Below are 12,518 nucleotides of genomic sequence, written 5' to 3' on the forward strand. Positions count from 1 at the left end.
AGGAGACCCCCTCGGCGAGCTCCCCCGCCTCCTCCTCCCTGGAGACAGCCATGCCCGCTGCCGTCCGCCCCACGCTTCGCCCCGCACTCCGCGCCGCCGCCGTCCTCCTCGCCGCCGGCCTGTGCGCGCTCACCCTGGGCGCCGCGCCCGGGCACGCCGAACCGGCGCCGCCGGCCGGGCAGAGCGCCGCGGCCGGACAGAGCACCGCGGCCGCGCCCCGCAACGGTGACAAGGGCGACGGTGACAAGGGCGGCGGCGGGCAACCCGCTCCGATGCTCCAGGACGGGGTGCTGTCCGCGCCCGGCGCCGCCGCGCTCGCCGCCGCCGCTCCGGTCACCCGGTCCGAGGCACTGGCCCGGGCGTCCTCGTGGACCTCGCTGGGCCTCTCCTACAGCTGGACCAGCTACCACAACGGCTACCGCCAGGACTGCTCGGGCTACGTCTCGATGGCGTGGAAACTGGGCACACCGGGCCTGGACACCACGAGCTTCGTACCGTCCGGCGTCGCGTCCTGGATCACCAAGGACGAGCTGAAGCCCGGCGACGCGCTGCTCAACGACGGGGCACTCGCCAACGGCCACATCGTCCTGTTCGACCGCTGGGCGGACGCCGGCCACAACTCCTACGTGGGCTACGAGTTCACCCCGAGCGGAGTCCACCACCGGACCATCCCCTACCCGTACTTCCCCGGCAAGGGCACCTACAAGCCGGTCCGCAACAAGAACATCGTCGACGACGTGACGCCCGAGCCGCCGAAGCCGCCGGCGACGCCCGCCGGGCAGATCCCGGCGGCGGCGACCATCTACAACCCCGACACCAAGGTCTCCGAGACCTTCGCGATCGGCACCGACGGCGTCCTCGGCCACGCCTACTCCATCGACGCCGGACCCTGGTCCGAGTGGTACTCCATCGGCCCCGCCTCCCGCTTCACCGGCAGCCCCGCCGTCACCTACAACCCCGTCAACAAGGTCACCGAGATCTTCGCCCGCGGCACCGACGGCGTCATCTACCACAACTACCTCTTCAACGGCCGCCAATGGGGCCAATGGGAAGCCCTCGACACCGGCTTCCGCTTCGCCAGCAGCCCCACCGCCGTCTACAACACCGCCGCCAACACCGTCGAACTCGTCGCCCTCGGCAACGACGGCGCCGCCTACCACACCTCCAGCACCAACGCCGAACCCTGGGCCCCCTGGCAGGACCTCAACGTCAACTGCAAGTTCACCGGCCGCCCCGCCCTCACCCACAACCCCGACACCGGCACCACCGAGCTCTTCGCCACCGGCACCGACGGCATCCTCTACCACGCCTCCAACACCAACGGCGGCCCCTGGACCGCCTGGCAAGGACTCGACCCGGGCACCCGCGTCACCGGCAGCCCCACCGCCGTCTACAACTCCCAGAGCAAGGTCAGCGAAGTCTTCGCCACCGCCACCAACGGCGCCGTCCACCACTCCTACCTCTTCAACGACCAGAGCCAATGGAGCGGTTGGATCCCGCTCAACGACCCCTTCCGCTTCGCCAACAGCCCCACCGCCGTCTACAACGCCACCACCAACGCCATCGAGGTCGCCGCCATCGGCAACGACGGCGTCGTCTACCACACCCGCAGCGTCGCCGCCGCCGACTGGCCCAACTGGGAACCCCTCAGCCCCGGCTGGCTCTTCACCGCCACCCTCAGCCTCGTCCACGAATCCGGCAACAACTCCGCCGAGATCTTCGCCCTCGGCAAGGACAAGCAGCTCTACCACACCTACACCGTCAACGAGGATCCCTGGAGCAAGTGGAACCTCCTCGCCGGCCGTACCTTCCGCAACAGCTGACCGCGAAGCCACGGCCCCGCACCGACTCCGGTGCGGGGCCGTCGACGTGTGCGGTGGCCGACCGTACGGCGGACGCTCAACCCGCCAGCGCCGTACGGCGCGCGAAGATCTCCGGGCGGGCGAGGTCGAGGGCGGTGGCGACGGCGCCGAGCAGGACGGCCTCCTCCCCGAGGCGGCTCGGGGCGAGGGTGGGCCGCATCGGGGTGAGCCGGGCCAGGGCGCGGCCGAGCGGTTCGAGCAGCAGGTCCGCGCTGGCGCCGATGCCGCCGCCGAGGACGATCACGTCCGGGTCGAGGACGGCCGACAACACGGCGACGGCGTAGGCGAGTTGACCGGCCGCCCGGTGCACGGCGGTGATCGCCAGCGGGTCGCGGGCGCGGGCGGCGTCGAAGACCTGCTTGGCCGTCAGCGGGCCGGTCATGCCGAGTTCGAGCGCCGTCCGGACGACGGCGTCCGCGGCGGCGGCCTGCTCGATGGTCCCGCCCGGCTCGCCGTCCGGGCGCGGCGGCAGCGGGACGAGGCCGACCTCGCCGAGCGCGCCGTGCGCACCGGCCAGCAGCTCGCCGTCCCGGACCACGCCCACCCCGAGGCCCGTCCCGACCAGCACGTACGCGAACATCCGGCTGCCGCTGCCCCGGCCCACGCCCAGGGTGTACTCGCCGAGCGCGGCGAGGTTGGCGTCGTTGCCGACGGTGATCCCGGTCTCCAGCCCGGCCGCTATCCGGTCGAAGAGCCCCGGTCTGCCCCAGCCCGGCAGGCTGGTCGCGTAGCGCACGCCGCGCCGCTCCTCGTCCCAGACGCCGGGCGTGCCGATCACCGCGTGGTCGATGTCGGCGGCGGCGAGCCCCGCCTCCGCCGTCGTCTCCCGGGCGGCGGCCACCACGGCGTCGGCCACCGCGTTGGCCGTCCGTCCCTTGTTGGGGATGTCACGGCGGGCGACGATCTCCCCGGCTAGGTCGGCCACGGCGACCCGCAGCCGCGCCCGGCCGATGTCGACGCCGAGCACGTGCCCGGCGAGCGGGTCGGGCTCGTACAGGACGGCGGTGCGGCCGCGCTCGGGGACGAAGTGCCCGGCCTCCCGGGCCAGTCCGGCCTGTTCGAGGGCGGCCAGGGCGGCGGAGACGGTGGGCTTGGAGAGGCCGGTGTCCCGGGCCAGCTGGGCGCGCGAGGACGGGCCGGCCAGCCGCAGCCGTTCGAGCAGCAGCCACTCGTTGTTGCTGCGCAGCCGCTGCCGGTTCCACGGCTGCGCCGGCGACCGGCCCGGCGGAACGGTGGTCGGCAGGTGGCGGCTCATCGGGTCCTCCGGTCTCGGGCCCGTCCGCGGGGCGCGCCCGTCGGCGCCCCGACCTGGGCACCGCCCAGTATGACCGGTCGTCAACCCGCTCGTCGGATGGATTTCGCCGCCGCGTAACCGGCAGGGGGCGCACAGGTCGACACCGGGGCGGGGAACCGGGAGGGAATTCGGAGGGCAACGGGGAAAACCCACCCCTTGCCACTCTCAACTTATATCGCGAGGGGGGCCTTGCCGCAAGGCCCCGGTCATGCCGCACAATCACTGGCCTGAGTCCATGATCCGCCGAATCGAGGATGCCGATGCCGGTGGTGGGACTCATGCGAACAACTGCGGAACGGGGCTGAACACATGACCACTTCGACCACCAGCGGAACCAGCGCAGCCGGCACGGTCGGCGCGTTCGACCTTCCCGAGCGCCTTTCCGCCAAGGCCGACCCGGCGCTGATCGCCCAGGACGAGCGGCACTTCGCGGCCATCGCGGAGAGCCTTGACCAGGCGATCACCGAGCTGTCCGACCAGCTCGACGCCGCGCGCCGGGCGCCCGGCGGCGCCGGCCAGGCCGCGATGGACCGCGACCTGGAGGTGCACCGGCTGACCGGCCGGCTGCGCGCCCTGCGCCGCTTCGGCCTGGACCTGTGCCTCGGGCGGATCGTCGGCGCCGAGGACGGCGAGCCGGTGTACATCGGACGGCTCGGCCTCACCGACAGTGACGGCCGCCGCCTGCTGCTGGACTGGCGCTCCCCGGCGGCCGAGCCGTTCTTCGCCGCGACCCACGCCAACCCGCTGGGCCTGGCCAGCCGCCGCCGGTACCGCTGGTCCGGCGGCCGGATCAACGACTACTGGGACGAGGTGTTCGCCGCCGAGGGCCTCGCCGGGCACGCCGCGCTCGACGACCAGTCCGCGTTCATCGCGAGCCTGGGCAGCACCCGCTCGCCCCGGATGCGGGACGTGCTGGCCACCATCCAGTCCGACCAGGACGCCATCGTCCGGGCCGGATCGCGCGGCGCCCTGGTCGTCGACGGCGGCCCGGGCACCGGCAAGACCGTCGTCGCCCTGCACCGCTCCGCCTACCTGCTCTACTCCGACCCGCGGCTGGCGCACCGCCGGGGCGGCGTGCTGTTCGTCGGCCCGCACCAGCCCTACCTGGACTACGTCTCCGACGTCCTGCCCAGCCTCGGCGAGGACGGGGTGCAGACCTGCACCGTGCGCGACCTGGTCGCCGAGGGCGCGGGCGCCACGGTCGAACGCGACCCGGAGGTGGCCCGGCTGAAGTCGTCCGCGGAGCTGGTGCGGGCGATCGAGAAGGCCGTCGCGCTGTACGAGGAGCCGCCCAAGGAGGGCATGACGGTCTCCACCGACTGGGCCGACCTCTGGCTGAGCGCCGACGAGTGGGCCGAGGCCTTCGAGGCGGTGGAGCCGGGCACGCCGCACAACGACGCGCGCGAGCAGATCTGGGACGAGCTGGTGTCGATCCTGCTGGCCAAGCTGGACGACGAGGACCTGCCGCCCGAGCTGGTCGGCCGGTCGCTGCGGCGGGACGAGGAGCTGGTCACCACCCTCAACCGGGCCTGGCCGATGCTGGAGGCGGCCGACCTGGTCGGCGACCTCTGGACGGTGCCCGCCTACCTGCGGATGTGCGCCCCGTGGCTGGCCCCCGAGGACGTCCGCCGGCTGCAGCGCGCGGACGCCCAGGCCTGGACGGTGTCCGACCTGCCACTGCTGGACGCGGCCCGGCAGCGGCTCGGCGACCCGGCCGCGACCCGCCGCCGGCTCCGGCAGGAGGCCGCCGTCGCGGCCGAGCGGGCGCGCATGGCAGACGTCATCCAGGACATCCTGGAGGCGGACGACGACGGCGAGGGCGCGGTCACCATGCTGCGCGGCCAGGACCTGCGGGACACCCTGGTCGACGGCGGCGTGCTGCCCGGCGCCGACCCGGACCGGCTGGCCGGACCGTTCGCGCACATCGTCGTCGACGAGGCCCAGGAGCTGACCGACGCGGAGTGGCAGATGCTGCTGCTGCGCTGCCCGTCCCGGAGCTTCACCATCGTCGGCGACCGCGCGCAGACCCGGCACGGGTTCACCGAGTCCTGGCAGGAGCGCCTGGAGCGGGTCGGGCTCGACCGGATCGAGGTGGCCTCGCTGAGCGTCAACTACCGGACGCCGGAGGAGGTCATGGCGGTGGCGGAGCCGGTCATCCGGGCCGCGCTGCCGGACGCCAACGTGCCCACCTCGATCCGCCGCAGCGGCGTCCCGGTGCTGCGCGGACCGGTCACGGACCTCGACGCGGTGCTCGCCGGCTGGCTCGCCGAGCACGCCGAGGGGACGGCCTGCGTGATCGGCGCGCCGGCGTTCCGGGAGGCGGTCGAGGACGCGCTCGGGGACGCGCTCGGGGAGGGCGCCCACGAGGCGTCCCGGGACGCGTCGCGGGTCCGGTTGCTCACCCCGTCGCTGGCGAAGGGCCTGGAGTTCGACCTGGTCGTCCTCGTCGACCCCGAGTCCTTCGGCGAGGGCGTGGCGGGGGCGGTGGACCGCTACGTCGCGATGACCCGGGCCACCCGCCAGCTGGTCATCCTCACCAGCGCCTGAGCACCTCCCGACGGCGCCTACGGCGCATTACAGCACGCTCACGGTCCGGTCAAACATCCGCCGGTCCGTGGGCGTGCCGCGCCCGGGGGCGTGATCATGGACGTATGCGGTCCCGGTACGGCGACGGAGGAGACGGCGGCACCCCCGCGAGTGCGGACGACACGGCGCTCACGGCGGCAGCGGCGGCCCTCGCCGGAAGCGACCCCGGCGCTACGGAGAGCGACAGCCCGGATCTGCTGCGTGAACTGCTCGGCGTGCTGCCGGCCGGGGTCGCCCTGCTCGACGAGGAACTGCGCTGGCAGTACCTGAACGCCGCCTTCACCACGGTCACCGGCCTGCGCCGGGCCGACCTGCTGGGGCGGGCCGCCTCGGCGACGGCGTTCGCGGGCGCGGCCGACACTCTGCTCCGGGTGCTGGCCGACGGCCGGGACCGCGAGCAGACCACCGGCGGACCGCGGAGCCCGGGCGCCCCCGTACCGCCGGGCCTGCGCCTGCGGTACCGGCCGCTGACGGCCGGCGGGCGCGTCGCCGGCGTGGTCGTCGTCGTGCTGGACGACCCCGATCCGGCCCAGGAGCTGCGCCGCGAACTCGCCCAGGCCCGGGCCCGGCTCGCGCTGCTCGACGACGCCGCCGAGCGGATCGGCACCACGCTGGACGTCGACACCACCTGCGCCGAACTCGCCGCCTTCGCGGTCTCCCGGCTCGCCGACCTCGCCACCGTCGACCTGCTGCCGCTCGACGCCACCGCCCGGACCGGCCGTGCGGCCGTCGGAGCACCCGGTCGCGCACCGGGCGTCCGGCTGCACCGTGCCGCCGTCGACTGCGCGGACCGGCTGCGGGCGGCGGTCACGGAGCCGGCCCGGCCGGGCGAGTCGGTGCGCCACCGGGAGGGTTCGGTCGCGGCGCGCGCCCTGGCCTCCGGCATAGCGGTGCTCGTCGGGCCGCGCACCGCCGAGGAACTCGCCGAAGCGGCCCCCGACCCGGCGAGCCTGGCGGCCTACCGGGCCGCCGGGGTGACGTCGCTGCTGGTCGTGCCGCTGACCGCGCGCGGCCGACTGGTCGGCCTGCTGACCCTGGCCCGCACCGCGGACTCCCCCGCCGCCTCCGACTTCACCCCGGACGACGCCGTCCTGGTCGGCGACCTCGCCGCCCGGGCCGCGACCGGCATCGACAACGCCCGCCGCTACAGCCGCTCCCAGAGCATCGCGCTGGACCTCCAGCGCGCGCTGCTCAGCGAACCCGGCAACCCGCACCAGAACCTCGAACTCGCCTCCCGCTACCTGCCGTCCGGCACCAGCTCGGTCGTCGGCGGCGACTGGTACGAGACCGTCCGGCTGCCGTTCGGCCGGACCCTGCTGGTGATGGGCGACGTGATGGGCCACGGCGTCGAGGCGGCCGTCGACATGAGCAACTACCGCTCCACCCTGCGCGAAGTGGCGGGCATGGACCTGCCGCCGCACCGGATCCTGCGCCAGCTCGACACCGTCATCGCCGCCAACGAGTCCGCCCGCCCGGCCACCTGCCTGCTCGCCTTGGCCGACCCGGGCCGGGGCCGGTGGACCTTCTCCAGCGCGGGCCACCTCCCCCCGGCCCTGATCGCCCCCGACCGGCCCACCGAACTCCTGCGCATCCCCACCGGCCCGCCGCTCGGCACCGGCCTCGGCGGCTACGAGCAGATCACCCGCGACCTGCTGCCCGACGAGACCCTGCTGCTCTACACGGACGGCCTGGTGGAACGGCGCGGCGAGGACATCGACGCCTCCCTCGCCCGCCTCGCCGCCCTCCGCCCGCCCGCCACCGGCGACCTGGACGACCTGCTGGACGCCGTCCTGCACACCCTCGCCCCAGCCCCCGCCCCCGGCCCGGCCGCCCACACCGCCGAGGACGACATCGCCGTCCTGGCCGCCCGCCCCCGACTCCGCCCCCGCGGGTAGCCGTCCACCCGCACTCACATCCCGGCGGCGGGAACCTCCTCGGCGGGAACCTCCACCACGAAGAACAAGAAGCTCATCTTCGTCGACAGCGCACGGAAGTCCGCCGGGAACAGCTCCTTCGCCGCCGGGTCGGGCTGCGGCTCACTGATCACGGCGAGCCGGAACCCCGCGGCGGTGAACGCGTCCGTCATCGCGTGCAGCGGCCTGCGCCAGAAGGTCACCGGGTAGGACTTCCCCTCAAAGGTCCATTCATCCTCATAGCTGGTGATCGCGAAATAGTCCGGCCGGGGATCCTGGATTGCGTAGTCCACGAAGGGGTGCTGCACCGAGGCGATCAACCGCCCACCCGGCCTGAGCACCCGCCGCAACTCCGCCAGCGTCGGCCCCCAGTCCTCCAGGTAGTGCAGCACCAGCGAGGCCACCACGTCGTCGAACGCCCCGTCCTCGAAGGGCAACGGGTCAGCCAGGTCCGCGACGCGCAGGTCCACGTCCACCCCGAGCCGCCGCCTGGCCAGTGCCAGCATCCCGGCACTGGCATCGACACCGGTGACAACAGCCCCACGCTCACCCAGCGCAGCCGCCAACGCCCCCGAGCCGCACCCGGCGTCCAGGATCCGCCGCCCCGCCACCTCCCCGGCGAGGGCCACCATCGCCGGCCGCGCGTGATACGCGTTCAGCAGGTTGTGCTCGGCCTCCGCCGAATAAGCCTCAGCGAAGCTGTCATAGTCGTTCGCCGGCCGCACGCCGCCCTCGGCCACCTCGGTTGCGAGTTCCATCGCGGCAGCCTAGAGCTTCCCCTCCCCCTCATGCGAGCCGTTCGCCCACTCCACGAGGAACGCGAAGTCGTCGGCGGTGAGGCCGATTCGCGGGTCTATCCGGTGGAGGAGTGCCCGGCCCTCGTGGTGGGTCCGGACCCAAGCGTGGTCCGCGTCCGTGATCTGGTCGTCGACCCAGGCGAACGGACGACCCCGCGCCCAGGCGACGATCTCCGGCGTCTTCCAGAACACCCCACCCTCCGGCCGCGGCCGCGGCTCGGGCCAGCTGATGAACGGCAGGACGGGCAACCCTAGCAGCGGCGCGAGGAAATCATTGGCTTCCACTTCCCAAGTCGTCGCCCACACCAGATCGAACGGAAGCGCCGCCAGGGCCGGGCCGTGCCCGGGGTTGAGCCAGACCCGGAGCGGCTTGGGCGCCTTGTTCGGAAGCCCCCAAGCGGTGAGCCGCCGCCGCTCGGCGGCCTCCCAGCGCGGCGTCAGCAAACGGTGCGTCTCATAGCCCTCGGGGCGCCGGTACGGCTTCGCCGCGTAGGGGTTCAACGGGCCGTCGACGTCCACCAGCAGAACCGGTCGCATTCGCCCACCCCCTGAGATCGTTCCCGAACGATACAGACCCGCACCGCGCCACGCGAACGGTTTTCGTCCTCGGGCCGCGATGGTGGTGTGCTCTGGCCGGCCCTATCCGTCGAGCATCTTGAAGGCCCCGGCGTCGAACCCGGTCGCCCTGAACGACCACTTGGCCACATCGACATACGTGACGATGCAGTGGTCGCCCTTGAAGACCTCGATCGGCCAGCCGCGGAAGTTGTAGACGGAGCGGGCGGGCACCTCATCGGAGCCGGCCGCGTCCATGCAGCGGCCGAAGTACTCGGGCGCCCGGGTCCACATCTTCCCGGTGTAGTCGTCGTTCTGGTAGAAGCAGGTCTTGTTGATGGGACAAACCGGAGCCAGGCGGAACCTCAGAAAGTCCGAGCTGACTTTTCCCGTTCCGGTGTCGGGCGGGTAGACGGCGTTGGCGGGCCCGGAACAGTCGGTGTTCTTGAACGCCTCGAGCTGGAACCGGGTCTGGTTCCAGAACGACAAGGTCCTGGAGCGGGTCCCGTTGGGCCAGTTGGACTGGAACTCGAAGCACCTGCCCATGGGCAGGCCCTCGCGCCTGAACTGCCCCTGGAGGTCGGTCTCGGACCAGAAACACATCCCGACGTTGGGGCAGACATCGTTGGCCGCATGGGCGGGCGACGACATCGCCGGCAGGAACGTGGCCAGCAGGAGCACGATGGCGGCCACCGCACGACGGATCCGCTGGCGGGGTTCCTGCTCGCCGAGCACCGGCAGGCCGAGGATCTGTGGCTGCACTGGGACGCCAAGAACATCAGCTTCGACACGGCCCTCGGTTACCACCTCTACCATCTCCTCACCCCGGGCATCGCCGCCAGCGCCGAGGCGGTGCGGGCCGGTTCCCACCCTGACCGCGACCGCATCCTGGGCGACATCACCTCGGCCCATCACACCGACGCCGCCGTCGAGGAATGGCTCGACCAGCAACGCGCCCGGTTCCCTGCCGATCCGGCCGATGAAGGGCTCGAAACGTGGGCCCACCACGCCGCGCGCCTGGGCGAGCGCGAAGCCTCGCGGCTGTTCATGACCGAGTGGGCGGCCGGCCGGCCGCGAACCACCAGTACGCTGAACACGCTGCAGTTCCACCTCGCCCACCTCGGTTATCTAGCCGAAGCGGTGAACGTGCAGAAGGAAGCCGTCGCGCTCGACGATTCACGACCAGGGGCCAAGCGGAGCAACCTGTTCACGCTTGCCCGCTTGCAGCGGCAAGCCGACGACTTCGCGGGCGCATGGCAAACGCTTCAGGAGGTTCACGGCCTCCTGCCGCCCGACAAGCACGGCTTCGAGCAGGGGACGTGGCGGCTTTTCGTCAGGGAGTGCTTCCTTCTGGTCCCGATCGCGCCTGACCTCTCCACCGCGCGGCGGCTCGTTGCCGCGGGTGAAGAGGATCTGCACGGGATTCCGCGGCTCTGGATGGACGGGGTCCTCGATGCCGCCATCGCGGCTGCCGAATTCATCGGTGATTCGCAGGCGCTCCTCCGCTACGGCGCACTGCAGCAGGACGCGGCCCGTGAACGCGCCCAGGAAGGCGGACCGGCAGCTCACCCCTCGGCGTGAGGCCCCGCCCCCTCGTGAACCCCGCTCAACCAGGAGGCCGCGACGCAGCCCGGAAGGTCGCTTTCGAGGGCCACCTCCCGGGCAGCGGGCCGCGGCGGGCGTTCTGCTCACGCCACGGAGCAGGATCCCGGGGTTCAGAGGCCCGGGGGGACGGTGATCTTCACGACCTCGCCGCTGACGACGGCGAAGGTCACGGAGGTGCCGGGGGTGGGTTCGAGGGCCACCGTGTCCGAGACGGCGATGACGTTGGTGGTGAGGTTGCGCACCGTCATCTTCGACGCGTCGGAGCGGACGGCCACGAGGAGCACCTTGGTGTTCACCACGTTGCCGACCACGAAGTCCGCCGTGCTGAGGGTGCGCCCGTTGGCGTCCAGCTGCTGGACGATGATGTCGCCGACGTCCGCGTGTGCCGGGAGTGTCGTCGCCACCACGCCTCCGGCCGAGAAGAGCCCGGCCATGAGGGCTGCGGCGATTCTGCGGTTCATTTGCAGCCTCCTCTGGAGGATCGTGGTTCCCAGTATTCTCCCGATCCGGGTTCGATGCCACAGAGTGACCGCCGCCCGGGCGGGGTGGGCGGGTCAGAGCTTGGCGAGGGCCTGGGACAGGTCGGACCAGAGGTCCTCGGGGTGCTCGATGCCGACGGCGACCCGGACGGTGCCGGGGCTGATGCCGGCGGCGGACAGTTCCTCGTCGGAGAGCTGGCGGTGCGAGGTGCTGGCCGGGTGCAGGACCAGGGTGTGCACCCCGCCGAGGGAGGGGGCGAGCGAGGCGAGGCGGACGGCGCCGACGAAGGTGCGGGCGGCCTCGCGGCCGCCAGCGAGGTCGAAGGCGAGCACGCCGCCCTGGCCGTCGGGCAGCAGACGGCGGGCCAGCTCGTGGTCCGGGTGGCTCGGCAGGCCCGGGTGGTGCACGGCGGTGACGGCCGGGTGGGCGGCCAGTCGGCCGGCCAGGTCGAGCGCGGACTCGCAGTGCCGGCGCATCCGCAGGCCCAGGGTCTGCATCCCGCGCAGGGCCAGCCAGGCGGCGAACGGGTCGGCGGCGGCGCCGAGTTCGTTGGCGTAGTGCCAGACCCGGCGGTGCAGGTCGGGGTCGGCGAAGACGGCGACGCCGGCCAGCACGTCGGAGTGGCCGCCGAGGTACTTGGTGGCCGAGTGGATGACGACGTCGGCACCGTGCTCGATCGGGCGGCAGAGCAGCGGGGTGGTGAAGGTGTTGTCCACCACGCTCAGCACGCCGGCCTCGCGGGCGGCGCCGATCAGCGCGGGCAGGTCGGTGACGCGCGTGGTCGGGTTGGAGACGGTCTCCAGGTGCAGCAGCCGGGTGGTGGGCCGCAGGGCGGCGCGCACCTCGTCCGGGTCGTCGCCGCCGACGTGGGTGACTTCGACGCCCCAGCGGTCCGCGAGGTCGGCGAGCATCGCGAACGTGCCGCCGTACAGGCTGCGTTGGGCGATGACGTGGTCCCCGGAGCGGAGCAGGGCGAGCAGCACGGTGTTGATCGCGCTCATGCCGGAGGCGGTGGCCAGGGCGCCGCTGCCGCCTTCCAGGTCGGCCACCGCGCGCTCCAGCGAACGGACCGTCGGGTTGCCGTAGCGGTTGTAGAGGAAGCCGTGGTCGGGGCCGGTGAACGCGTGGGCGAGCGCGTCGCTGTCGGGGAACGCGAACACGTGGCCCTGGTGCAGCGGGACGCCCAGCGGGCGGCTGCCGACCGGCTCCTCGACGGGCGGGTGGACGATCCGGCTCTCGGGGTGGAGGCCGTGGAGGTCGCTCTGCTGGGAGGTGCCGTGCGGGATGGAACCGTGCGGGATGGAGCCGTGCTGGAAGTCGCTCATGCCGTCCATCCTGGCCGGGGGCGGTGGCCCGGGACAGGGCCAATCACGCTCCGGTGGCCCCGAAAGGCCACCGTCGTCGGCCCCTCCGCCCCGTGCCGGAG

General features: G+C 73.0%; 10 protein-coding genes. 4 read left to right on the top strand and 6 right to left on the bottom strand.

Annotated features, from left to right (window positions below; genetic code table 11):
• The first annotated feature begins 50 nt into the window (after window positions 1-50).
• Window positions 51-1,823: a hypothetical protein gene (locus tag AB0N76_RS29535; protein WP_363562230.1), complete on the top strand. Its 1,773-nt coding sequence runs from the start codon at window positions 51-53 to the stop codon at window positions 1,821-1,823.
• A 76-nt stretch (window positions 1,824-1,899) separates the two neighbouring features.
• On the opposite strand, the gene AB0N76_RS29540 is transcribed toward AB0N76_RS29535, so the two are convergent.
• The gene (locus AB0N76_RS29540) at window positions 1,900-3,117 is read right to left on the bottom strand and encodes an ROK family transcriptional regulator (protein ID WP_363562232.1); all 1,218 of its coding nucleotides are present in this window, start codon (window positions 3,115-3,117) and stop codon (window positions 1,900-1,902) included.
• A 348-nt stretch (window positions 3,118-3,465) separates the two neighbouring features.
• Here AB0N76_RS29540 and helR point away from each other — a divergent pair, with 348 nt between their 5' ends.
• Both helR and AB0N76_RS29550 read left to right on the top strand, forming a co-directional pair.
• Entirely contained in the window at window positions 3,466-5,703 is a 2,238-nt protein-coding gene (helR, locus tag AB0N76_RS29545; protein ID WP_363562234.1) for an RNA polymerase recycling motor ATPase HelR, read from the top strand.
• A gap of 104 nt (window positions 5,704-5,807) precedes the next feature.
• A complete protein-coding gene (locus tag AB0N76_RS29550; RefSeq protein ID WP_363562236.1) occupies window positions 5,808-7,637 on the top strand; it encodes a SpoIIE family protein phosphatase in 1,830 nt (609 codons plus the stop codon).
• A 14-nt stretch (window positions 7,638-7,651) separates the two neighbouring features.
• Here AB0N76_RS29550 and AB0N76_RS29555 read toward each other — a convergent pair whose 3' ends face one another.
• The 3 genes from AB0N76_RS29555 to AB0N76_RS29565 all read right to left on the bottom strand — a co-directional run bounded on the left by AB0N76_RS29555 (window position 7,652) and on the right by AB0N76_RS29565 (window position 9,700).
• The gene (locus AB0N76_RS29555; RefSeq protein ID WP_363562238.1) at window positions 7,652-8,413 is read right to left on the bottom strand and encodes a methyltransferase domain-containing protein; all 762 of its coding nucleotides are present in this window, start codon (window positions 8,411-8,413) and stop codon (window positions 7,652-7,654) included.
• Window positions 8,414-8,422: 9 nt separating this feature from the next.
• Window positions 8,423-8,989, bottom strand: a complete 567-nt coding sequence (locus AB0N76_RS29560; protein WP_363562240.1) for a hypothetical protein — start codon at window positions 8,987-8,989, stop codon at window positions 8,423-8,425.
• 102 nt (window positions 8,990-9,091) lie between these two features.
• Window positions 9,092-9,700: a peptidase inhibitor family I36 protein gene (locus tag AB0N76_RS29565; protein ID WP_363562242.1), complete on the bottom strand. Its 609-nt coding sequence runs from the start codon at window positions 9,698-9,700 to the stop codon at window positions 9,092-9,094.
• Here AB0N76_RS29565 and AB0N76_RS29570 point away from each other — a divergent pair.
• On the top strand, window positions 9,641-10,588 hold the full coding sequence (locus AB0N76_RS29570; protein ID WP_363562244.1) for a hypothetical protein: 948 nt from the start codon (window positions 9,641-9,643) through the stop codon (window positions 10,586-10,588). The two genes, AB0N76_RS29565 and AB0N76_RS29570, sit on opposite strands and share 60 nt — an antisense overlap.
• A 134-nt stretch (window positions 10,589-10,722) precedes the next feature.
• Here the strand turns inward: AB0N76_RS29570 and AB0N76_RS29575 are convergent, their stop codons facing one another.
• Both AB0N76_RS29575 and AB0N76_RS29580 read right to left on the bottom strand, forming a co-directional pair.
• Entirely contained in the window at window positions 10,723-11,073 is a 351-nt protein-coding gene (locus AB0N76_RS29575; RefSeq protein WP_363562246.1) for a hypothetical protein, read from the bottom strand.
• 93 nt (window positions 11,074-11,166) lie between these two features.
• Window positions 11,167-12,417 carry an aminotransferase class I/II-fold pyridoxal phosphate-dependent enzyme gene (locus AB0N76_RS29580; RefSeq protein WP_363562248.1) on the bottom strand — a complete coding sequence of 417 codons (1,251 nt, stop codon included), beginning with the start codon at window positions 12,415-12,417 and terminating at the stop codon, window positions 11,167-11,169.
• Window positions 12,418-12,518: the final 101 nt, after the last annotated feature.

Source organism: Kitasatospora sp. NPDC093806 (assembly GCF_040683335.1).
Taxonomy (GTDB): Bacteria; Actinomycetota; Actinomycetes; order Streptomycetales; family Streptomycetaceae; genus Kitasatospora.